We start from the raw sequence: 23,038 nt of genomic DNA, 5'->3' as shown, positions 1-23,038 counted from the left end.
ACCGCGCGGGACGGGCTCCACCGCGCACAAGCATCACCACGCCCAAGTCTCGCCGCACAAGTCTCACCACGCCCAAGTCTCGCCGCACACGAGTCTCGCCACGCACGAGTTCGCCGCGCACCACAACGGGTGCGCGGCGGTCACAGGAGCGACGACGCGAGGTCGGGGTCAGCCGGCGATGTCGCCCAGCTCGCCGCTGACGTTGAGCAGCTGGGCGCAGTTCGGCGCCTGCCGGCCGCTCGCCGGCGTGCCGGGCCGGGCGCAGTCGACCGTCGCGGTCACCGTGCCGTTCTCCGGGATGTCGATCGGCGTCACCCAGTGGTAGTCCTGGTTGCGGAACGTCTCCAGCGCGATCACGGTGATCGTGCGCTCCCCGAACGCGATCGTCAGCACGCCCTCGTCGCCCTGGTGGTTGGCCAGCACGATGTCGGTGATGTGGAAGACCTTGCCCGCGGGCACGACATAGGTGCCGGTCGCGCGCTGACCCGCGTTGGCGCGGATCTCGATGGTGCCCGAGCTCTGCTCGCCGCCACCGCTCGTGCCGCGGCCCTGCCCCTGGCCCTGGCCTTGCCGCTGCCCCTGCTCGCCGGCGGGCTGTTGTTCCGACGCGCCGCCGGGCTGCTCGGCAGGCGCCTGCGGCTCGCCCGCCTGCGCGATCTCCTGGGCACGGCCGTCGGCCGCTTCCCGGGCGGCGCTGAGCACCGCCGGGCGCACCAGCAGCAGCCACGCCAGCAGCAGCGCCAACAAGGCGCCCAGCAGCGACAGCAGCCATCGGGACAGGATCGGGAGCTGCACCAGCTCGCCGGCCAGCTCGTGCTCGCGCCGCTCGTCGGCCGCCAGGGCCACCGCCTCCAGCCGCACCGGCCACACCGCGGGCTTGCCGAACCACAGCAGCTTCGCCACCCGGGCGCGCAGCTCCAGCTCGGCCTTCGCTCCGGGGTCCACAGTGGACGGCGCGGTGGACACGGCGACCTTCAGGTGGTCGTCGGCTTCGGGCAACGAGAGCGTCACGACGGTCGGCGTGTTGCCGTTGTTCCGCACCTCGACGCGGTAGCGCGCGCTGCGCCACGCGCGACGGCGCTTGGGGATCAGTCGGGCCCGCTGCTCCGCGAACGGTTCGATGATCACGGTCGTCTCGGTCACGACCGCCGACTCCGGCCGTTCGGCGGGCAGCACCCGCACGCCGAGCGGCACCTCTCCCGCGCGCACCTCGGGTGAACGCGGTGGGCGCAGCACTATGGCGACCTGCTCCGAGGTCCCGGGGTACAGCGACAGCCGTGCCGGTTCGACGGTGGTCCAGGGGGCGCACCCGCCCACCACCTCGAACTCGTACGCCTCGACGATGTCGCTGTCGTTGCGCACCGTCATCGTCGTGCTGGTCTCCTGACCGGGCGTGACAACCACGGTGGGGAGACCGAATTCGGTCGTTGTGGTCACCCGACGAACGGTAGGGACGCCGCCACCGGCCCGGACAGGGAGAAAAGGGCACTGTGCGGGCAAACCCGTGCACCGAAGGCCCCGCGCCGGTGCCCCGAAGCCCTCGCCCGGCCCACGATGGTCCGGACGAGGTCGCCGACACCGCGCGGTCCGGTCGTTCCACAGGAGGTTGTCATGACCAGGATTCCGGTGGCCGTGTACGCCGAGGACCCGGTGCTGAAGGCCGGCATCACGCACCAGCTGCGGCCGCGGCCCGAGGTCGAGGTGGTGCGGCCGGACGAGGAGGCGCGCGCCGCCGTGTCGCTCGTCGTCGTGGACCGGGTGGACGAGGAGGCGGCCCGGTTGCTTCGCCGGTTGAGGCAGTCCACCACCACGCGCGTAGGCCTGGTGGTGGGGCACTTCGACCAGGACGCGCTCCAGATCACCATCGACTGCGGGGTGACGGCGGTGATCCGGCGCGCCGAGGCGCACCAGGACCGGCTCGTCAGCACGATTTCCGCGCTGGTCAAAGGGGAAGCGGTGCTGCCCGGCGACCTGCTCGGCACGCTGCTCGACCACGTGGGCCGGTTGCAGCGCAGCGTGCTGGACCCCAACGGCCCGTCGCTGTCCACGCTCACCGCACGTGAGGCGGACATGCTGCGGCTGGTGTCCGAAGGCTTCGACACCACCGAGATCGCCGCCAAGACGTCGTTCTCGGAGCGGACGGTGAAGAACGTCCTGCACGAGGTCACCACCCGGCTGAACCTGCGCAACCGCGCGCACGCCGTCGGCTACGCCATGCGGCACGGCCTGATCTGAGTTGCCCGAACGGCCCGGGGTCGTGCCCCGACCGTGCCCGCCCGGACCTCCGCGCCGCGCGGTGGGCCGGCCGACGATTCCGGCACATGCCCCAGACGGAGGTGGAACCTTGTCGAGCTGGTTGCCGACCCGACCCCTCGCCACGATCGGCGCGGCGGTGGCGCTGAGCGCCGCGGTCGTCGCGGTGCACGACGTCGCCACGTCGGTGTCGGCGGCGGTGCTCCAGGACGACCCCGTATCCGGCCGGATCGCCTACGCGGGCACCGGGCACCGCAGCATCGGCGCGGTCACCGGTCCCGTGCCCGAGCAGCCGCGGCCGAGCGCGCCGCTGTTCGGCGCCGGACCCGCGCACCACGACGACCACGTCTCGGCGCGCGGCGGGCTGGTGGTGTTCACCAGCCTGCGCGACGGGCCGGAGCCGCAGGTGTACCTGCGCGCGGCCGACGGTTCGGTGCGCAGGCTCACCGAGGGCCTCGACGCGGGCCACCCCCGGCTGTCCCCCGACCTGCGGACGGTGGTGTTCGACTCGCGCGAGGACGGCGCGCGCGACCTGTGGCTGGTCGGCGTGGACGGCACGGGGCTGCGCAGGCTGACCGACACGCCGTCCGACGAGGCGTGGCCGACGTTCGCACCGGACGGCGCGAGCGTCGCGTTCTCCGGCGACCGCGACGGCGCGCGGGAGATCTACCGCGTCCCGGTGGGCGGCGGCCGGGTCACCCGGGTCACCGACGAGCCGGACGGCGACGCGGGCGAGCCGGACTGGAACCCGCGGGACGGCCGCATCGCCTACACCCTGGACGTCGGCGGCGTCCCGCGGCCGCGCGTGCTCGACGGTGGTCGGGTCGGCGCGCCGGTGCTGGGCGGCGACCAGGCCGGGTGGCGTGGCCGCTGGCCCGTCTGGCTGCCGGACGGCGCCGGTCTGCTGTTCCTCAGCACCGACCAGGTCTGCTCGTGCCCGGCCGACCCGAACGTCGAGAAGGTGTACCGGGTCGACACCGGCCCGGGACTGCCCGTCACGACCGCGCCCGGCCTGCTGCTGGCGGAGAACCGCGCGGTCACCTCGCCGACGTGGCTGGTGGACGCGCGCGGCGAGCACCTGCTCGTGGCCCGCACGACCGCCGAGACCTACTTCACCGCGACGCTGCAGGACGTCCGGCCGGACGGCTCCGACCCGCGCGACCTGGGCGTGCCGGTGCTGCGCGAGGACCCCGGGATCGCCGACGACCCCAACCTGCTGTTCCACCCGCGCGAGGGCTACGACCCGTGGACGCAGCGGCAGTCCTACTCCCCCGACGGCCGCACGATCGCGCTGAGCCGGTTCGAGGACGTCGACGGCCGGCGGGTGCAGCGGCTGTGGCTGGTGGACGCCGACGGCGGCAACGCGCGGCGGCTGCCGGTCGCGGACCGGCAGCCGGCGGACTGGGAGTTCGACGCGGTCTGGTCGCCGGACGGCCGGTTCCTGGCGTTCGCCCGCCGCACGCCGGGCGGCGTGCGGCCCGAGGGCGGTGCGAGCCGCATCGTGGTCGTCGAGGCCGCGACCGGCGCGGTGGCGGGGCGGCTGACGCCACCGCCGTCCGCCGCCGACCAGGAGGACACCCAGCCCGCGTGGTCACCCGACGGCACGACGCTGGCGTTCACCCGCGGTCGGGTCTTCGACGGCCCCACCGGCGAGGTGCGCGACAACCACGTGTGGACCGCCCGGACCGGGACGCTGGACCGGCAGCGGGACGTGTCGGCGGCGGTCTGCGGGTTCGACTGCGAGGTGACCGACGACAGCTCGGTGTTCAGCCCGGACGGCCGCGCGTTGGCGTTCAACCGCGAGGCCGACGGCGTGCTGCTGGTGTCGTTGGCGGACAACGGGTGCCGCGTGGTGCTGCCCTCGGGGGCGAACACGTGCGCCACGCCGTTGACCGCGCCGCCTTCGGGGCCGTTCCAGCCCAGGGACGTGTCGTTCTCGCCCGACGGCGACCGCGTGGTGCTGACCGCGCGCCGCGTGGGTGACCTGGCGTCGCCGGAGGAGCTGGCGGTGGTCGACCTCGGCACGGGCGCGGTGCGGCGGATCACGGCCGACCTGCCGGGCAGGCAGAAGGAACCGACCTGGCAGCAGACGGTCGACCTGGCCGTCCAGGCACCCGATACCACGCCGGACGCGGACACCGGCACGACCACGCCGGTGACGGTGACCGTGGTCAACCGCGGTCCGGCCACCTCCCCCGGCACCGCGTTGACCGTCGCCGTCCCGGACGGCGTGCGGCTGGCGGCGTTGCGCCCCGCGCGCGGCACCTGTGACGTGGCCGGGTTGCGGTGCGACCTCGGGGTGGTGGGGCCCGGTGCGTCCGTGGACGTCGTCGCCGACGTGGTGGGCGTGGTGCCCGGACGGCGGAGCGTCACCTGGTCGGTGGCGGGCGCCGTGCTCGACGTGCTGCCGTCCGACAACGCCGCGGCGACGGCGATCCCGGTGCGCGACCCGGTGGCCGGACCGCCGCCGCCCGCGCCGCCGCCCGCCGTGCCGCCGGCCGGTCCTTCGCTGGCCGTGGTGGTGCAGCCGGATCCGTCCTACGTGGGCGGACGGGCGACGGTGAGCTACACCGTGCGCAACGGCGGCGGCGCCCTGGCCACCGGGCTGCGGCTGGACTTCGCGCTGCCCGCGCAGGTGCCGGTGGCGGCCCTGCCGCCGGGGTGCGCGAACACCGGGTGCCCGGTGCCGGACCTGCCGCCGGGCGCGTCGCAGGTGGTGCAGGTCGTGCTCGCGCCGAACGCGCCGCTCCAGACCACCGTGCGCGGGACGTTGCGCACGACCGGCACGGACGCCGACCCGGCGGACAACGTGGCCGCCGCGCCGATGCGCGTGCTGCGGCCCCGGATCGAGGCCGTGCCGCCGATCGGCGAACCCGGTTTCGTCACGTCGGTGCGCGGCGTGGACTTCCCGCCCGGCGTGCCGGTGCGGCTGTCCTGGTCGCCCGGCATCACCGCGGCCGCGACGCCGACCGTGCCGCGCCCGGACGGCGGGTTCACCGCGCAGTTGCTCATCCTCGCCAAGGACCAGACCGGGCGGCGGACGATCACCGCCGCCGGAGCCGGTTTCGAGCCCGCCACCACCGGGTTCCTCGTCGTGCCCGGTTCCGTGGGGCCGCCCGACGAGGTGCGGCGCAGGTGACGACGAGGAGGTTGCCGTGATCCACGAGGTCGACGAGGGGATCCGCCGGCTGCTCCAGGCCGGCGGGGTGCCCGGCGGCGGTGGCGAGCTCGCGTTCGAGGCGCCTACCACCGACTGGACGGCACGGCGCAACGCGCCGACCGTCAACGTGTTCCTCTACGACATCCGCGAGGACGAGAGCCGGCGCAGCGCGGGCGACCTGGAGGTGTTCGAGGGCGGCGAGCTGGTCGGGCACCGCAGGCCGCCCCGCTGGTTCCGGCTGTCCTACCTGGTGACGGCGTGGACGAACCGGCCGCAGGACGAGCACCGGCTGCTGTCGGGGGCGTTGGTGTGCCTGGCGGGCCACAGCAGGCTGGCGTCGGAGTGGCTGACCGGGTCGCTGGCCGAGCTCGACCTGAGCGTGCTGCTGGAGTCGGGCGGCCCGGTGTCGGAGGGCCGTGCGGCGACGGACGTGTGGTCGGCGCTCGGCGGGCGGCTCAAGCCGGCCGTCAACCTGGTGGTGACCGCGCCGGTGGCCGGCGTCGTGACCCCGCTCGCCCCGCCGGCCGCCGGCGGCCTGGTCCTGGTCGGCGGCCCCGAGGAGGACGCCCGCAGGCTGCGTTACGACGACGTCGCCGGCGACGGCGGTTTCGCGCCGGCCCGTGCCCGACCCGCCGACCGGCGGCGACGCGGCGGCCCGATCCGATGACGACGACGGCCCGCTCACCCGCGCGGACCGCCGTGACGCCCGGCAGCTATCGACAGGGTGGTGCGAACCGATGACCGTGACGACACCGACGTCGACGACGTCCGAGGCGCGGGACCTGGCCTACCTGTGGGCGAGGCTGGGCGCGGTCGAGTGGCGGGTGCGCCGGGCGGTCGCCCTGCGGCTGGCCGACGACCCCTCGCCGGACGACCCGCACCGCGGCCTCTACCTGACCGCCGACGCGGTCCGGCGCATCCTCGACGGGCAGCCCGAACCGCTGCCGCCACCGGAGGCAGCCCCGGACCTCGACGTGCTCGCCGCGCTGGTGCCCGAGCCGGGCCCCCGGCTGCTGACCCTCGCGCGGCGGTTCGACCTCGAACCGGTGGACGTCGAGTTCCTGCTGGTGGCCCTGGCGCCGGACGTGGACGCCCGGTTCGAACGCCTCTACGGCTACCTCAACGACGACCTCACCCGCCGCCGGGCGACCGTGGGGCTGGCGCTCGAACTGTGCGGGCTGCCCGCGGCCGGCGCGGGGCGGTTCCGGTTCGCCGCGTCCGCGCCGCTGGTCGCGGCCGGCCTGGTCGAGGTGCGCGACGACGCGCTGCCCGCGTTGTCCCGGTCCTTGCGCGTGCCCGACCGGGTGGTCGCCCACCTGCTCGGCGACGACGAGCCCGACCCGGCGATCGGCGGCACGGCCCGCCTGGCGCCCGCGGGCGTCGACCCGGAGCCGTCGGCCGAACGGCTCGCCGCCGGGCTGCCGGCCGGCATCCGGTCGGTCCACCTGCGCGACACCGACGGCGACGCGGGCCGGCTCGCGGTGGACGCCCTGGCCGCGGCCGGTCGTGACGCCGTGGTGCTGGACGTCACGGCGTTGGTCGACCGGCCGCACCCGCCGCTCGCGGAGGTCGTCCGGGAGGCCCGGTTGCGCGGCGCGGGACTGGTGCTCGGCCCGCTGGAACCGCTGCTGCCCGAACGCGCCCGGCTGATCCGCGACCTCACCGCGCTGGCCGGCGCCGTGCCGCTGTTCCTGCACAGCCGGCGGCACTGGGACCCGCGCTGGACGCCGCACCCGGTGGTGTCGGTGCCCGTGCCGCCGCCGACCGCGGACCGGCGGGCGCGGCGGTGGGCGCGGGCGCTGGCCGACGTCACCGGCACGGCGGCCGATCCCGCGCTCGTCGCCGACCTGGCCGGGTACCGGCTGGGCGCCGACGAGGTGGACCACGCGGTCACCGTCGCCGCACGTCTGGCGCTGCTGGAGGACCGACCCGTCGACCTGGGGCACGTCCGGGCCGGGGTGCGGGCCCAGAACGGCGCCGGGTTGGAGCGGTTGGCCAGGCGGATCACCCCCGGCGTCGACTGGGACGACCTGGTCCTGCCGGCGCCGACCCGGCGGCAGCTGGAGGAGCTGGTGCTGCGCGCCCGGCACCGGGAACGGGTCCTCGGCCAGTGGCGCATGCGGCCCGGCGGCGGCCGTGGCCGCGGGGTGGTGGCGTTGTTCGCGGGCGAGTCGGGCACGGGCAAGACGATGTCGGCCGAGGTCGTGGCCGGCGCGGTCGGCATGGACCTCTACGTGGTCGACCTGTCGTCGGTGGTGGACAAGTACGTCGGCGAGACGGAGAAGAACCTGGAACGGATCTTCACCGAGGCCGCGGGCGTGCACGGCGTGCTGCTGTTCGACGAGGCGGACGCCGTGTTCGGGAAGCGCTCGGAGGTCAAGGACGCGCACGACAAGCACGCCAACATGGAGTCGGCGTACCTGTTGCAGCGGATGGAGTCCTTCGACGGCATCGCGGTGCTCACCACCAACCTGCGGTCCAACGTGGACGAGGCGTTCACCCGGCGGATCGACGTGATCGCCGACTTCCCGGTGCCCGACTCGACGCAGCGGCTCGCGCTGTGGGACCGCTGCCTCGGCTCGCGGCTGCCCCGGGCGGACGACCTCGACCTGGCGTTCTGCGCCGAGCGGTTCGAGCTGGCCGGCGGGTCGATCCGGGCGTGCGCGGTGACCGCCGCCTACCTGGCCGCCGCCGCCGAGCGGCCGGTGCGGATGACCGACGTGCTGGCCGCCGTGCGGCAGGAGTACCGCAAGCTCGGCAGGCTCGTGCTGCCCGGCGAGTTCGGCCCGTGGGCGGAGACCGACCAGCTCTGACGACCCGTGTGCCGACGAGCGCCCGCCCCGCCGCGGGCGCTCCTCGGCGTGCCCGGACCACGGCCGGCCGGCCGCACCGGCGCAACGGTCCGGCCGGCGTGCGGAACAGCGCGTCCTCAGGAGGCAGCGGCGGGAGCCGGACCGCCGATTGCCTGTTGGTGCAGCGGGAGTGCCCTCGACCGGGGCCCGCCGGTCCTGCCGCCGCACGCGTGCGCGGGCGACGCTTGTGGTGCCAGAGCGGAAGAGCAGACAAGGAGCGACCATGCCGCAGTACCTCTCGCCCGGCGTGTACGTGGAGGAGGTCCAGACCGGTGCCCGCCCGATCGAGGGAGTCGGCACCGCGGTGGCCGCCTTCGTCGGCTTCGCCGAACAGGGCCCCTTCCACCAGCCGACCCTGGTCACCAACTGGAACCAGTACGTGCGCGACTTCGGCGGCTTCACCGAGGACGCCTACCTCCCGCACGCCGTCTACGGCTACTTCGCCAACGGCGGTGGCGCGGCGTACGTGGTGCGGGTGGGCGGTCCGGCGGGCAACGGCGAGGACGTGCCCGCCGCGCCGGTGCCCGTGACGCTGGGCGGGCTGCGGATCTCCGCCCTGCCCGCCGCCGGCCCGGACGTCTCCGTCGAGGTCTCCGACGCCGACGGCGAGAACCCGCCGGAGGACCGCTTCAAGCTGCTGGTCCGCCAGGGCGACAAGGTCGTGGAGACCTTCGACGTGTCGACCCGCAGGAACCTCAAGAACTACGTGGTGACGCAGGTCGCCGAGCGGTCGAAGCTGATCGAGGTGACCGAGCAGTCCGGCACGGCGCTGACCAGGCCGGACAAGCAGTCGGTCCCGCTGCCCGCCGCGAAGGCGGCCGGGCCCGTGACGCTCGACGCGCAGGAGTACGTCGGCGACGCCGCGGCGCGCACCGGGTTCGGCGGCCTGGAGAACATCGACGAGGTCACCATGGTCGCGGTGCCCGACCTGATGAGCGCCTACCGGCGCGGCCTGATCGACCTGGAGGGCGTGCAGACCGTGCAGGCGGCGGTCGTCTCGCACTGCGAGCAGATGGGCGACCGGGTCGCGGTGCTGGACGCCCCGCCCGGGATGTCGCCGCAGCGCGTGCACAAGTGGCGGATGGAGGAGGCGAACCACGACTCCCGCTACGCCACCGTGTACTACCCGTGGATCAAGGTCTTCGACCCGGCGAGCGGCCGCAACGCGTTCGTGCCGCCGTCCGGCCACGTCGCCGGCGTGTGGGCGCGCAGCGACGCCGAGCGCGGCGTGCACAAGGCGCCGGCCAACGAGGTCATCCGCGGCGCGGTCGACCTGGAGGTGTCGCTCAGCAAGGGTGAGCAGGACCTGCTGAACCCGGTCGGCGTGAACTGCGTGCGCACGTTCCCCGGCCGCGGCATCCGCATCTGGGGCGCCCGCACGCTGTCGTCCGACCCGGCGTGGCGCTACCTGAACGTGCGGCGGCTGTTCAACTTCTTGGAGGAGTCCATCCTCCTGGGCACGCAGTGGGTGGTGTTCGAGCCCAACGACGACCGGCTGTGGGCCGGCATCCGCCGCAACATCACCGCGTTCCTCACCGAGCAGTGGCGTCAGGGCGCGCTGTTCGGCCGCACGCCGGACGAGGCGTTCTACGTCAAGTGCGACCGCGACAACAACCCGCCGGAGTCGGTCGACCTCGGCCAGGTGGTGTGCGAGATCGGCGTGGCGCCGGTCAAGCCCGCCGAGTTCGTGGTCTTCCGCCTCGCCCAGTTCTCCGACAACACCAGCCTCGTCAGCGAATAGCCCGCGGATCCCCGAAAGGCAGCACCAGTCATGGCAGACGGCGACGCACTCTCCACCCACATCTTCGGCCTCCAGCTCGGCGCGTACATGGTCGAGTCCTTGCAGGAGGTCAGCGGGGTGACGATCGAGGAGGACGTGGTCGAGATCTCGCAGGTGACCCCGCAGGGCAAGCCGTTGCTGCGCAAGCAGCCCGGCGCCCGCAAGGGCGGCGAGATCACGGTCACCAGGGGGATGGACAAGAGCAAGGAGTTCACCAAGTGGCTCAAGGAGACGGTGAACAAGGGTGACGTCGAGACGGCGCGCCAGAACATCACCATCGAGATCATGAACAGCAAGGGCGAGACCGAGCGGCGGCTGAACCTGGTCAACGGGTGGGTCAGCCGCTGGGAGGGGCCGTCGCTCAAGGCGGGCGAGTCCAGCGCCGCGTTGGAGAAGGTGACCATCACCTTCGAGGACATCACCCTGGAGGACTGATGAGGCGTCGGGTGATCGGGCTCGACTCGCTGGACGAGCTGGCGGAGCCCGCTGAGGTGGCACAGCCCGCCGTGGCGCGGGAACCGGCGCTGCGCACCGAGTTCGAGTTCGAGCTGCCGCGCGGTTACGTGGACGCCGACGGCGTGGTGCACCGCAACGGCCGGATGCGGCTGGCGACGGCCCGTGACGAGCTGCGCCCGCAGATCGACCTGCGGGTCAAGGAGAACCCGGGTTACCTCAGCGTGCTGCTGCTCAGCATGGTGATCACCGAGCTGGGCGCGGTGGACGAGGTGAACGTCGGCGTGGTGGAGCGGATGTACGCCACGGACATCGCGTTCCTCCAGGACTTCTACCGGCGGATCAACAGCGAGGGGCACACCCGCGCCGGGGTGACGTGCCCGTCGTGCGGCAGCGGGTTCGAGGTCGACCTGGCCGGTGGTCGCCTGGGGGAATCGTGACGTACGCGGCCGACCGGCTGCACGAGGAGGTCGCGTACGTGGCCTACCACTTCCACTGGGAACGAGACCGGATCCTCGACCTGGAGCACCACGAGCGCAGGCGTTGGGTCCGCGAGATCGCGCGCATCAACACCAGGGTGAACGAAGGGGGGTGACGTGATGGGCTTCTGGGACAGGTTCCGCCGCAAGGCCGTAGCGCCTACGCCGGCTGCGGCTCCCGCTGCGGCTGCGGCTCCGGCTCCTGGGTCCGATTCGGACGGTGGCTGGCGCGCGACCCGACCGATGGAGGGGGTGATCCAGCGCAAGGGCATCGCGGTGGGTGACGGACTGCGGTTCCGGAGCGGCCTGGCGGCTTGGCAGGACCACACGTTCAGCGGCGACCTCGGCCACGCGGTCCTGCCAGGCGCTCCGGTCGGTGTGATGCACGGCCTGGCCCGGCCCACCGGCGCACCCGGCGGCTACGCGGGGACGAACCACCTCACCGTCGCCCTGCCCGACAACCCTGCTGCGCAAGAATCCCCATCCCCGACCGACAGCTCCAGCACCACCGGCACGATCACCACCCCGACCACCAGCCCTACCGCCCCGGTCGGCAAAGTCGGACAGGTCGGCAAGGTCGCCCCAGTCGGCAAGGTCGCACAGGTCGGCCAGCCCGACCAGAAGCCAACGGTGGCACAGCGGTCGCCGGCCACCTCGAAGCCGGCCGTCACGCAGCGGCGGACGGCCACTCCAAACCCAGCCACTCCAACCAACCCAGGCGCTCGGGTCACCCCAGCTACTCGGCCCGCCCCGGTCGCTCCGGTTGCTCGGCCCGCCCCGGTCGACCCGGTTGCTCGGCTCGCCCCGGTTGCTCGGGTCGCCCCGGTCGCCCCGGTCGCCCCGGTCGCCCCGGTCGCCCCGGAGCCGATGATCGCGCAGCGATCACCAGCCACCACCCCGATTTCCCCCGCCACCCCTGCCCCAACCTCCCGCCCCGCCGACCAGGTCGCCCCCACCGCGGCCGCCGCCCAACCGGCCCTCGATCCAACAGCCGCGCAGCCGCCAACCACCCCGCTCACCTCGGCCACCCCGCTCACCTCGGCCACCCCGGTCGCCTCCGCCACCCCGCGCGCCTCCGCCATCCCGGTCGCGCCCCTCCTCCCGGTGGCGCAGAGGCCGACAATCGCGCAGCGATCACCGGCCACACCAGTCGTCTCGGCCACACCAGTCGTCCCAGCCACTCCAGCCGCCCCAGTCAGCCAAGCAGTCCAGACAGACCGAGCCGGCCAAGTCGCACCGGAGCCGACGAGCGCGCCGCGATCACCAGCCGGCCCGGTCTCCCTGCACCCGGTCGGCACCCCACTGACCGTGGCACGTCGGGACGTCACGCCACTGCGGCCCATCCCGATCGCCCGAACGACGAACAAACCGGCGGTGCAGCGCCGGGCCGTTCCCGATGCGGCACCGACCCGGACCGGGCCGACCGCCACCGCCACCGCCACCGCCACCGCAACCCCGGCCGCCGAGCCGACACCCACCCCGCCGACCGAACAGGCGCCGCTGGTCGGTCAAGCCGTGCAACGCGCCGAATCGCTACCGCAGCCCGGACCGCGACCCACGGCTGAGCCACCGATCGCACCGCCGGAACCGGGCGAACCCGCCGCTCCGGTGTGGCGCAGGTCAACCACGTCACCGGCGGACGCACCGACCGCCGCCACGCCCGCGCCACAGCGTGCGTCGCGGACTACGGCGATCCTGGGCGAACCGCTCGACCGCCTCCCCGCCGATGCCGTAGTCCAGCGCAAGCCGGAACCCGGACCGACGCCCGACAAACCACCGGCGCCCTCCCAAGGCAAACCAAGAACCGGACCGGTCCTGGGCGAGCCACTGGCGCGGATTCCCGCCAACGCCGTCCTACCGCACGGCACCGCCGCCAAGCCGACCCACGAACCAGCGCGAACCGGCGAGATGGTGCAGCGCCGAGCAACACCACCCACCACGACCACCCCGCACCGGCCAATCGCCGACACCCCGAACCGCGAGACCGCCGGCAACCTGGACCGCCGACCTGCCGGCAAGCCCTCGAACCGCCAAGCCGACCGCACCGCCCCGGCCAGGCCACCGAGGTCACCCGACCAGGCACCCCTGCCGGTCGTGCCGCTGACCCGCCCGACCGTGCAGCACCAGCACCTCACCACCACACCCCTGCTCCCAGCCCGGCGGCCGCTGATCTCCCCCACCACCACCGACCTCCCGCCGAGCACCGCGAACCTGCCCCGAGCGGTCCCACTCCGGTGGACGTCCGGGGGTTCGGCGGCACGCCGGCCCTCGGGCAGCGGGCCCGACGTCCAACGCGCGCAGGCCAAGGGGGACGCGCGTAGGCACCCGGACCCGGTGCTGCCCGGTGCGAGACCCGCCAGAACCGGCCGGCCGGCCGTGGTCCGCCCGACGCCACCCGCCGACCCGACCGACACCGCGCACCAAGGGATCACCCACCCACCCGTCACCGCACCAAAGCCACCGACACCACCGGCACCACAGACACCGCCGAAACCGGTCCAACCGGCGCCGGCGATCCGCGTCACCACGAAACCCGCGCCCGTCCAACGCGTCGCCGAACGCACCACGACCCCGAAGCCCACCGCCGAACCGACGGGACCGGCCCACCCCGACCTCGACGACCTGGCCCGCCGCCTGCTCGAACCGGTCGGCAGGCTCCTGCGCGCCGAGCTGCGCCACGGCCGCGAGCGCGCGGGCCTGCTGCACGACCGCCGCCGCTGACCACACCCCGGGCCGACCAACCAGGAGGTACCGATGTCCGACACCCTCTTCGCCACCAGCGTCTTCTTCCGGCTCTCCATAGCGGGCAACGACCTCGGCGCCTTCCACACCTGCGACGGCATGGGCGCGCAGATGGAGGTGGAGCAGTTCGCCGAGGGCGGCAACAACGGCTTCGCCTGGCAGCTGCCCACCCGCATCACGTGGTCCAACATCACCATGACCCGCCCGGTCACGGCGGACACCGCCAAGGTCGTCAAGTGGCTCAACGAGGTCATCAAGAAGGTCGAGCGCAAGGACGGCGAGATCGTCGCCCTCACCCCGGACGGCAGCCGGATCGCGGGCTGGCAGGTGCAGGGCATCGTCCCGGTCCGCTGGCAGGGCCCGTCGTTCGACCCGTCGAGCTCCCAGGCCGCGGTGGAGACGTTGGAATTCGCCCACGAAGGCATCGACGCGTCCTGAGACGAGGCTGACATGGCAGGCAAACCGGGAGCGAGCCTCACCCGCGCCCAGCTCGTGATCATGGAGCCGCCCGCGCAGGCCGGCGCGAAGCCGGGCGCCAAGCTGGCCACGGTGAAGTTCCAGTTCAACCCGAACACGTTGGCGCTGAGCAAGAACACCGAGTGGCGCCGCAACCCGTCCCGCCTGGCGGACGAGACGTCGATGCCGGAGTTCGTCGGCAGCGGACCGCGCAACCTGTCGGTCGACGTGCTCCTCGACGCCACCGCCACGCACGACAACTCCGTGGAGACCAGGGTGGAGCAGCTGCTCACCGCCTGCGTGCCGACCAAGAAGAGCCTGGCGACGAAGAAGCCCGCGAGCCCGTGGGTCCGCTTCGAGTGGGGCACGTCCAAGACCACGTCGTTCGACGGCGTGCTGTCGAACCTGTCGGTGGACTACTCGCTGTTCGACGTCGACGGCCGGCCGCTGCGCGCGAAGTGCTCGCTGTCGATCGAGGAGGCGGGCAGCGACACCCCGGGCCAGAACCCGACGTCCGGCTCGCGCGAGGCCCGCCGCACGCACCGCGTCGTGGCCGGCGACAGCCTGCCGCAGCTCGCCTGGCGCGAGTACGGCGACGCCACCGCCTGGCGGGTCATCGCCGAGGCCAACGACATCGACGACCCGATGCTGCTCGTGCCGGGCGCGGAACTGCTGGTGCCCGCGATGGAGGAGGCCCGATGACACCGCCCGCCGGCAAGTCGTTCCGCTCGTTCGCCGCCGACCCGATCGTGACGGCGGCCTCGCTGTCGAGCACGTGGGACAAGCGGCTGGTCAGCTGCGTGGTCGACGAGAACGTCGGCCTGCCCGACCTCGCCGTCCTGACCTACCGCGACGGCAACCACGAGCTGCTGACCGCCAGCAAGATCAAGATCGGCACCCCGTTGACGGTGTCCGTGGTGGCGGTCGAGAGCAAGGCCCGGGAGCAGCTGTTCGGCGGCGAGGTCACCGGGCTGGAGACGGACGGCGACTCGACCGGCTCGTTCACCGTCATCCGCGCCATGAGCAAGGCGCACCGGCTGTTCCGGGGTCGTCGGGTGGAGGCGTTCCACAACGTCCCGGCCGCCACCGTGGTGCGCCAGGTCGCCCGCAACGCCGGGCTCACCGTCGGCCGCGTCGAGCTCTCCCCCGTCAGGTACACGCAGCTCAGCCAGGCGAACGTGTCGGACTGGGAGTTCCTCCAGCAGCTCGCCCGCGAGCACGGCGTGACCGTCCAGGTGGACGACAAGGGCACGTTGGAGCTGCTCAAGCCCAAGCCCGCGTCCACCGCGCCCGCGTTCACCGCCACCAGCCCGTTGGTGCTCCGGCACGGCGACCTGCTGGCCCTGCGCGCGTCGCTGACCGGCTCCGACCAGGTGGAGAGGGTCGAGGTGCGCTCCTGGGACGTGGCCACGAAGAAGGCGTTCGTGGCGGTCGAGCCGGCCACCCGGAGCAAGACCGTCCTGCCCGGCTTCGGCGAGTCCGTGGCCGGCAAGAGGACCACCACGCTCGTGGCCGACACGCCCTACAGCACGCAGGCCGAGACGGACACCGCGGCACGGTCGCTCGCCGAGTCGATCAGCGCCGGGTACGCGGAGATCGAGGCGGTCGCCAAGGGCCATCCGCACCTGCGCGCGGGCGTGCCGATCACGTTGGCCGACGTGGGGCCGGCGTTCAGGGGGCACTACACGGCGACGTCGGTGCGGCACGTGCTGGAGCCCGAGCACGGCTACCGCAGCATCGTCACGGTGAGCAGCTCGCCGGACCGGTCGCTGGCCGGGTTGGCGCTGGGCGGCAACGCGCCCGGCCGCTCGCCGCGGATGCCGGGCCTGGCCACCGGGATCGTCACCGACATCAAGGAGGTCGGCCGCGACCAGCGGGGCTGGGTGCGGCTGAAGTTCCCCTGGCTGGACGACAACTACGTCACCGACTGGGTCCGCACCGTGCAGTGGGGCGGTGTCCGCGGCGGCGGCGTGTTCAGCCCCGAGGTCAACGACGAGGTGCTGGTCGGCTTCGAGCAGGGCAGCCTGGACCGCCCGTACGTGCTCGGCGGGCTCTACAACGGCGTCGACCAGCCCTCGCCGCACGACGTGCCGCTGGTGGACCGCACGAGCGGCCGGGTGAACCGGCGGTCGCTGGTGTCCCGCACGGGCAACCGGCTGGAGCTGCTGGACGGCCTCACCGCCGCCGGCGTCCGCCTCCAGACCGGTGACAAGCGGCTGGACATCACGCTGGACGAGAAGACCGGGAGCATCGACATCCGGGTGAGCACGCCGCGGGGTCGCCGGGTGCTCGGCTCGATCAGCCTGGACGCGCGCGGGATCACCGTCGACGCCGGGCTCGGCGACCTGGTGCTCAAGGGCAAGACGGTGTCCGTCGAGGCGACCACCTCGGTGTCCGTCAGCGGCGCCGACGCCTCCGTCGAAGGCCGGGCCCAGGCCGTGCTCAAGGGCGCGATCGTCCGGATCAACTGACCCGAAGGAGATCACCATGTTCCCCGCCGCCCGACTGGGTGACAAGACGTCGCACGGCGGCGCCGTCGGCACCCCGCCGCCCGCGGTGGCCGCCAAGGTGGCCACCGTCCTGATCGAGGGCAAGCCCGCCGCCGTGGGCGGCAGCCTGCACGTGTGCGTCATCCCCAAGGACGCCGTCCTGGGGCCCGCGAACATCGTCAAGCCCCGCGTCGGCGGCCAGGTGCTCATCGGCGGGGTCGTCGCCGCACGGGTCGGCGACAGCACCACCTGCCAGGCGAACGTCCTCACCGGCGCGCCGACCGTGCTCATCGGGGGCAGGTGATGAGCGAGAGCTTCATCGGGCGCGGCTGGGGTTTCCCGCTGCGGACCGGGCCGACCGGCGGCATCGGGATGGTCGAGCGCGAGCAGGAGATCACCGAGGCCATCCGGCTCGTGCTCGGCACGGCGCCGGGCGAGCGGCCGATGCGCCCGGAGTTCGGCTGCGGCATCCACGAGCACGTGTTCGCCTCGGCCGACGGCGCCACGGCGGGCCACGTCGCCCGCGAGGTGCGCGCCGCGCTGGACCGCTGGGAACCGCGCATCGAGGTCGACGACGTGGTGGTCGCGTTCGACGCCGTCGAGGTCGGCACGCTCTACATCGACGTGCGCTACACCATCCGGTCCACCAACGACCGGCGCAACCTGGTCTTCCCCTTCTACACCATCCCGGCCGAGGGGGGCGTGGAGTGATGGCGCTGCCCGCACCGAACCTGGACGACCGGCGCTTCCAGCAGCTCGTGGACGAGGCCAAGCGGTACGTCCAGCAGAGCTGTCCGGAGTGGACGGACCACAACGTGTCCGACCCCGGCGTCACCCTCATCGAGACCTTCGCGCAGATGGTCGACCAGCTCGTCTACCGGCTCAACCGGGTGCCCGAGCGCAACCACCTGGCGTTCCTGGACCTGCTCGGCGTCACGCTGTTCCCGCCGACCGCCGCGCGCGCCGACGTCACGTTCTGGCTGTCCGCACCGCAGCCGCAGCCCGTCGTGCTGCCCGTCGGCACCGAGGTCGCCACGGCGCGCTCGGAGAGCTCCGAGGCGGTCGTGTTCGCCACCACCGACGAGCTGACCGTGGTGCCGTGCTCGGTCCGGCGGCTGGTGACCAGGGCGGCGTCGGGTGAGCACACCGACCGGACCAAAGACCTGGAGGCGGGCCGGGACGTGCGGTGCTTCCAGGCCACGCCGACGCCCGGCGACGCGACGCTGTTCGGGCTGTCGGCCGCCGTGCCGCGCTGCGTGGTGGTGCTGCGGCTGGACAGCCGGGTCGAGGGCATCGGCGTCGACCCGCGGCAGCCGCCCCTGGTGTGGGAGGCGTGGACCGGGCAGGACTGGCAGCCGTGCGAGGTCGACGAGGACAGCACCGGCGGCCTGAACCGGCCCGGTGAGGTCGTGCTGCACGTGCCCGCCGGGCACACCGAGTCCGCGGTGGCGGGCCACCGCGCGGGCTGGCTGCGCTGCCGCGTCACCGAACCGGTGCGGGAGCAGCCGTTCTACTCGGAGTCGCCGACCGTGCGCGAGGCCGAGGCGTTCACCATCGGCGGCACCACCGCGGCCGAGCACGCCGAGACGGAGACCGACGTGCTGCTGGGCGAGACGGCGGGCGTGCCGGGGCAGCGGTTCACCGCGCCGCGCTCGCCCGTGCTGCTGGACGGCGACCCGGTGGTGGTGCGGGTGTCGTCGGGCGACGGCTGGCAGGACTGGACCGTGGTGGACCACTTCGGCGAGTCGACGCCGCAGGACCGGCACGTGGTGCTGGACGCCGTGCGCGGCGAGTTCCACTTCCCGCCGGCGGTCCGCGAGGCGGACGGGACGTTGCGCCGCTACGGCGCCGTGCCGCCCAAGGGCTCGGTGGTGCAGGTGCCCCGCTACCGCACGGGTGGCGGACGGGCGGGCAACGTGGCGCGCGGCGCGATCTCGGCGCTGCGCAGCTCGGTGCCGTACGTGGCGGCGGTGGAGAACCGCGAGGCCGCCCGCGGCGGCGTCGACGGCGAGACCGTGGCGGAGGCGAAGGTGCGCGCGCCGCACCAGCTCCGGGTGCAGGAACGCGCGGTGACGGCCGCCGACCACGAGCACATCGCCAAGCTGGCCGCGCCGTCGCTGGCCAGGGTGCGGTGCCTGCCCGACGGTCCGGGCGCGGCCCGGGTGCTGGTGGTGCCCGACGCGGTGGCCGACCAGGGCGACCGGCTGCGGTTCGAGCAGCTGGTGCCGACCGAGGACGTGGTGTCGGCGGTGGCGCGGCGGTTGGACGAACGGCGGCTGCTCGGCACCCGGCTGGTCGTCGAACCGCCGCGCTACCAGGGCGTCACGGTGGTCGCGCGCGTGGTGGCGCCGGCCGCCGAGGGCAACCGGGTGCGCGAGGACGCGCTGGACGCGCTCTACCGCTACCTCAACCCGCTGCGCGGCGGCACGGAGGGCGCCGGGTGGGAGTTCGGCCGGCCCGTGCAGTACGGCGAGGTCTTCGCGGTGCTCCAAGGCGTCGGCGGGGTGCGGCTGGTGGAGGAGATCAGGCTGTTCCCGGCCGATCCGATCACCGGGGCGCGTGGCGCGCCGGTGGACCGGGTCGAGGTCGCGCCGAACGCGCTGGTGTTCTCCTACCAGCACCAGATCGTGGTGGTGGGGTCGTGAGCCGCGCCGCGCTGCCGGAACTGCCCAGCCGGTACCCGCTGGGCGGGATGCTGCCCTCGCTGTACGCGGCCGACGACTTCGCCCAGCGGTTCACCTCGGGCCTGGACGCCGTGCTGTCGGCGATCCTGTCGACCCTCGACAACCTGGCGGAGCACTTCGACCCGGACCTCGCGCCCGCGGACTTCGTGACGTGGCTGTCGTCCTGGGTCGCGGCGGACCTCGACCCGGCGTGGCCGGAGCCGCTGCGCCGGGAGGTGGTGCGCCGCGCCGTCGAGCTGCACCGCCTGCGCGGCACCGCACGTGGCCTCGTGGCGCGGTTGGAGCTGTGCCTCGGCGTGCGGGCGGAGGTGGTCGACGGCCCCGGCGCGACGTGGTCCACCACGCCCGACACCGCCCTGCCCCGCCCGTCGGACGTCGTGCTGGTGCGGGTGCGGCCCGGCCGGTCCGGCGCGGTCGACCTGGACCGGGTGGTGGCGCTGGTCGAGGCGGTGTGCCCGCTGCACGTGACCTGCGCCGTCGAAGTGCCGAGCGGGAACGGGGACTGACATGCGCCTGTGCACGCAGTGCGGCGCGCCCGTGCGCGACGCGGACGACTTCTGCGGCAACTGCGGCACCTACCTGGGCTGGGCCGCCGAACCGCAGGTGCCGCAGGCGCCGCAGGACGAGGCCGAGGAGCGGCCCGGGCCGGTGCTGCCGGGTCGGCCGGAGGCGCGACGACCGCTGCCCAGCGCGGTGGACGACGAGGTGGTCGTCGGGCCGCCGTGCCCGGCGTGCGGGGTCGCGAACCCGCCGGGACGCCGGTTCTGCCGCCGGTGCGCCACGCCGTTGCGCCCCGGCGTGACCGAACCGCGGCGGCAGGCCCGACGGCGGTGGCGGTGGCACGGCGACACCTCTCGGTGGCTGCGCCGGCTCGTCGCGTTCGCCGCGGGCGCGGTGCTGCTCCTGGCCGTGATCGCGTTCTACCCGACGGCGTCGGCGCTGATCGAGGACGTGCGCGACAAGACCTCCACCCCCGTCGCGATCGGGCCGACCAGCACCACCGCCACCGCCGAGGTGCCCGGTCACCCCGCGGCGGCGGCCGTGGACGGCCTGTCGAACCGGTACTGGGGCGCGACGGCCGTGGGCGACGCGGTGGAGTTCGGCTTCGCGACCCCGTACCGGCTGCTGTCGGTGGTCGTGCACACGGGCGCCGGCGTGGAGGAGCGCGCGTTCACCGGGCAGGCGAGGGTCTCCGCGATGGACATGGTGGTCATCACGGCGGACGGGTCCAGCCGCACCGTGCCGCTGCCGTTGGCCGACCGGGTGGGTCCGCAGCGCGTCGACACGGCGGTGAGCGGCGTGGTGCGGGTCCGGCTGGTGGTGCGGGCGGCGGCTGGTCAGGCGCAGGGGCGGCACATCGCGTTGGGCGAGGTGGAGTTCTTCCGCCGGCCTTGAGTGTCCATTGCAGACTTCAGGAAGGAGCGGCACGTGGACGTGGTAGTGGTCACCGGATCGGCGGGCCTGGTCGGTGGTGAGGCCGTGCGGGCGCTCGCGTCGAGGTTCGACCTGGTCGTGGGGGTGGACAACGGGATGCGGCGGCGCCTGTTCGGCCCGGCCGGCTCCGTCGCGGACAACCTGGCCGACGTCGAGCGCATCCCGAACTACCGGCACCACCAGGTGGACGTGCGCGACGCAAGCGCGCTCGGCACGTTGTTCGGCGAGTACGGGACGGACGTGCGGCTGGTCGTGCACACGGCCGGGCAGCCGAGCGACGTGTGGGCGGCCGACCGGCCCCTGGCGGATCTGGAGGTCAACGCGGTCGGCACGATGACCGTGCTGGAGGCCGTGCGGCGGCACTGCCCCTCGGCGGTGGTCGTGCTGACGTCCACCACGAAGGTGTACGGCGACCTGTCGGACTCCCTGCCGCTGGTGGAGACCGACACGAGGTGGGAGATCGACCCGGCGCACCCCTACCACGAGCACGGCGTCGACGAGTCGATCCGGCTGGGCGGGAACCGGACGTTCGCCGGGGTGTCGAACCTGGCCGCCGACCTCGCCGCGCAGTCGTACGCGGCCCTGCTGGGGCTGCGGGTCGGGGTGTTCCGGTGCGGCAGCGTGGCCGGGGCCAGGCAGGCGGGGGTGGAGCAGAGCGGCTTCCTGTCGCACCTGGTGCGCAGCGCCGTGCGCGGTGCGACGTTCCCGGTGATCGGGCACGGCGGCAAGCAGGTGCGCGACGTGCTGGACGCGCGTGACCTGGTGGAGATGTTCTGGCACTTCTACCTGGACCCCCGTCCCGGCGAGGTCTACCACGCGGGTGGCGGGCGGGAGCGGAGCACGTCGATCCTGGAGCTGATCGCCCGGTACGAGTACCTGACCGGGCAGGAGGTGCGGTTCGAGTACGTGCCCGAGCACCGGTTCGCGGACGTGCGGTGCTGGATCACCGATACCCGCAAGTTCCGCCGCGACTACCCGGGCTGGCGGCCGGCGCACGACCTGGCCGACGTCCTGCGGTCCGTGCACGAGCACTGGGTCGAGGTCGACGAGCTGGGGCTGAGCGGCTCGCCGGTCACCTCTTGACTCGCCTCTCGCCACCTCGCGCCTCTTGACCGGCGGCCTTCCCCGGTGTTGAGTTCGGAGCGCGTCTCTTCACGTCGTCCGGACATCATCCAGCGGCCGTGAAGAATCCTTTTAGACGGGCTTGAGACCGCGTGAAGCCTCGGCTCGCAGACTCGGTGGTGCAATCCGAGACTGCGGGAGGCAGCGGTGGAGCGAATCCGGGTCGTGGTCCAAGCGGCGGATCACCTGAGCATGACGGGCCTGATCACCTACCTCGGTTCGAGGCCCGACTTGGAACTGCTGGAGGGCGCCGTCCACGCGAAGCCGGACGTCGTCGTCATGGCGGTCGACCGGCTGGGGGTCGAGGTGGTGGCGCGGTTGCGCCGGGCCGCCGCGCACGTCGGCGCGCCGGTGGTGCTGATCGTCGACGAGGTCGGTGAGTCCGACGTGCTCACGGCCGTGGAGTGCCGGATCGTGGCAATCCTGCCGCGGGCCACGGTGACCGACCAGCTGGTGCTGCGCAGCGTCCTGACCGCGGCGGCGGGTGGTGGCGCGATGCCGCCGAACATGGTGGCGGAGCTGCTGCGGCACGTGCAGCGGTTGCAGCGGCAGGTGCTGGAGCCGGAAGGGGGGCGTGACCGGCTCTCGGCGCGGGAGACGGACGTGCTGCGGTTGATGGCCGACGGGTTGGACACGGCCGAGATCGCGGGCCGGCTGTCGTACTCGGAGCGGACCATCAAGAACGTGTTCTACGGCATCACCACCCGGCTCAACCTGCGCAACCGGCCGCACGCGGTCGCTTACGCCCTTCGGAAGGGGATGATTTGAGATGTCGGAGGCTCAGCCCGCGGTGAGGAAGGACGTGACGAGGAAGGACCCGGCCGCGCTTCGGCACGTGGTCGACCTGGCGCTGCGGGGCATCCGGGCCAAGTCCCGCACCCCCCACCCGGTCCGCCCGCATGGCGAGGCCAGGTGGGTGATGTCGTCGGACGGCGTCATCAACGCTCCCTCACATGACGAGACCACTACCACCGAGACCCCGGATCCCTAACCCATCCCGCTTGGTTCCGAGATCACCCAAAAGTGGCACAGGCGTCGGGGATGAATGGAAACGGTAAATTTGTTGCCGGGAAAAGAAGGTGTGGCGCGACGGCCCGAAACGATCTGCCCAGCCCACCGCCGCGCATCCTCAGC

At 73.7% G+C, this 23,038-nt stretch carries 21 protein-coding genes; 20 read left to right on the top strand and 1 reads right to left on the bottom strand.

The genetic code is table 11. From position 1 onward, the window contains the following. Positions 1-168: 168 nt before the first annotated feature. On the bottom strand, positions 169-1,437 hold the full coding sequence (locus ABTZ99_RS17955) for a COG1470 family protein (protein WP_499612360.1): 1,269 nt from the start codon (positions 1,435-1,437) through the stop codon (positions 169-171). Between the two features lie 174 nt (positions 1,438-1,611). On the opposite strand from ABTZ99_RS17955, the gene ABTZ99_RS17950 reads away from it, so the two are divergent. The 20 genes from ABTZ99_RS17950 to ABTZ99_RS17855 all read left to right on the top strand — a co-directional run bounded on the left by ABTZ99_RS17950 (position 1,612) and on the right by ABTZ99_RS17855 (position 22,895). Then, entirely contained in the window at positions 1,612-2,235 is a 624-nt protein-coding gene (locus ABTZ99_RS17950; RefSeq protein ID WP_499612358.1) for a helix-turn-helix transcriptional regulator, read from the top strand. A gap of 109 nt (positions 2,236-2,344) precedes the next feature. After that, a complete protein-coding gene (locus tag ABTZ99_RS17945; protein WP_498779620.1) occupies positions 2,345-5,392 on the top strand; it encodes a hypothetical protein in 3,048 nt (1,015 codons plus the stop codon). Positions 5,393-5,408: 16 nt separating this feature from the next. Then, on the top strand, positions 5,409-6,080 hold the full coding sequence (locus ABTZ99_RS17940; RefSeq protein WP_498779622.1) for a Pvc16 family protein: 672 nt from the start codon (positions 5,409-5,411) through the stop codon (positions 6,078-6,080). 70 nt (positions 6,081-6,150) lie between these two features. After that, positions 6,151-8,226: an AAA family ATPase gene (locus ABTZ99_RS17935; protein WP_499612355.1), complete on the top strand. Its 2,076-nt coding sequence runs from the start codon at positions 6,151-6,153 to the stop codon at positions 8,224-8,226. Between the two features lie 262 nt (positions 8,227-8,488). Beyond that, positions 8,489-10,006, top strand: coding sequence for a phage tail sheath family protein (locus tag ABTZ99_RS17930; protein WP_498779626.1), 1,518 nt, complete (start codon positions 8,489-8,491; stop codon positions 10,004-10,006). Between the two features lie 30 nt (positions 10,007-10,036). Continuing rightward, entirely contained in the window at positions 10,037-10,480 is a 444-nt protein-coding gene (locus ABTZ99_RS17925) for a phage tail protein (RefSeq protein WP_053717825.1), read from the top strand. Beyond that, on the top strand, positions 10,480-10,938 hold the full coding sequence (locus tag ABTZ99_RS17920; protein ID WP_498779628.1) for a hypothetical protein: 459 nt from the start codon (positions 10,480-10,482) through the stop codon (positions 10,936-10,938). The genes ABTZ99_RS17925 and ABTZ99_RS17920 overlap by 1 nt, the downstream gene beginning before the upstream one ends. After that, positions 10,935-11,093 (top strand): DUF6760 family protein, encoded by a 159-nt coding sequence (locus ABTZ99_RS17915; protein WP_230568861.1) that lies wholly within the window; start codon positions 10,935-10,937, stop codon positions 11,091-11,093. Before ABTZ99_RS17920 ends, ABTZ99_RS17915 begins: the two co-directional genes overlap by 4 nt. A 1,978-nt stretch (positions 11,094-13,071) precedes the next feature. Next, positions 13,072-13,698 carry a hypothetical protein gene (locus ABTZ99_RS17910; protein WP_499612352.1) on the top strand — a complete coding sequence of 209 codons (627 nt, stop codon included), beginning with the start codon at positions 13,072-13,074 and terminating at the stop codon, positions 13,696-13,698. 33 nt (positions 13,699-13,731) lie between these two features. After that, positions 13,732-14,157, top strand: coding sequence for a phage tail protein (locus tag ABTZ99_RS17905; RefSeq protein WP_498779631.1), 426 nt, complete (start codon positions 13,732-13,734; stop codon positions 14,155-14,157). A gap of 12 nt (positions 14,158-14,169) precedes the next feature. Beyond that, entirely contained in the window at positions 14,170-14,877 is a 708-nt protein-coding gene (locus ABTZ99_RS17900) for a CIS tube protein (RefSeq protein WP_498779633.1), read from the top strand. After that, positions 14,874-16,646, top strand: a complete 1,773-nt coding sequence (locus ABTZ99_RS17895; protein WP_499612350.1) for a VgrG-related protein — start codon at positions 14,874-14,876, stop codon at positions 16,644-16,646. Before ABTZ99_RS17900 ends, ABTZ99_RS17895 begins: the two co-directional genes overlap by 4 nt. Before the next feature lie 16 nt (positions 16,647-16,662). Beyond that, entirely contained in the window at positions 16,663-16,968 is a 306-nt protein-coding gene (locus tag ABTZ99_RS17890) for a PAAR domain-containing protein (protein WP_498779636.1), read from the top strand. Next, complete coding sequence (locus ABTZ99_RS17885; protein WP_498779637.1) at positions 16,968-17,375, top strand: GPW/gp25 family protein; 408 nt, start codon at positions 16,968-16,970, stop codon at positions 17,373-17,375. The genes ABTZ99_RS17890 and ABTZ99_RS17885 overlap by 1 nt, the downstream gene beginning before the upstream one ends. Further along, positions 17,375-19,309 (top strand): putative baseplate assembly protein, encoded by a 1,935-nt coding sequence (locus tag ABTZ99_RS17880; RefSeq protein WP_499612348.1) that lies wholly within the window; start codon positions 17,375-17,377, stop codon positions 19,307-19,309. The genes ABTZ99_RS17885 and ABTZ99_RS17880 overlap by 1 nt, the downstream gene beginning before the upstream one ends. Beyond that, positions 19,306-19,854 carry a phage tail protein gene (locus ABTZ99_RS17875; RefSeq protein WP_499612346.1) on the top strand — a complete coding sequence of 183 codons (549 nt, stop codon included), beginning with the start codon at positions 19,306-19,308 and terminating at the stop codon, positions 19,852-19,854. Before ABTZ99_RS17880 ends, ABTZ99_RS17875 begins: the two co-directional genes overlap by 4 nt. Position 19,855: 1 nt before the next feature. Then, the gene (locus ABTZ99_RS17870; protein ID WP_498779642.1) at positions 19,856-20,743 is read left to right on the top strand and encodes a zinc ribbon domain-containing protein; all 888 of its coding nucleotides are present in this window, start codon (positions 19,856-19,858) and stop codon (positions 20,741-20,743) included. A 33-nt stretch (positions 20,744-20,776) separates the two neighbouring features. Further along, the gene (locus ABTZ99_RS17865; protein ID WP_499612344.1) at positions 20,777-21,865 is read left to right on the top strand and encodes an NAD-dependent epimerase/dehydratase family protein; all 1,089 of its coding nucleotides are present in this window, start codon (positions 20,777-20,779) and stop codon (positions 21,863-21,865) included. 186 nt (positions 21,866-22,051) lie between these two features. After that, complete coding sequence (locus ABTZ99_RS17860) at positions 22,052-22,672, top strand: helix-turn-helix transcriptional regulator (RefSeq protein WP_498779645.1); 621 nt, start codon at positions 22,052-22,054, stop codon at positions 22,670-22,672. Between the two features lie 34 nt (positions 22,673-22,706). Next, complete coding sequence (locus tag ABTZ99_RS17855; RefSeq protein ID WP_498779646.1) at positions 22,707-22,895, top strand: hypothetical protein; 189 nt, start codon at positions 22,707-22,709, stop codon at positions 22,893-22,895. Positions 22,896-23,038 lie beyond the last annotated feature (143 nt).

It is taken from the genome of Actinosynnema sp. NPDC002837 (assembly GCF_040295345.1).
Lineage (GTDB): Bacteria > Actinomycetota > Actinomycetes > Mycobacteriales > Pseudonocardiaceae > Actinosynnema.
This window is presented reverse-complemented; position numbering and strand designations above follow the sequence as displayed.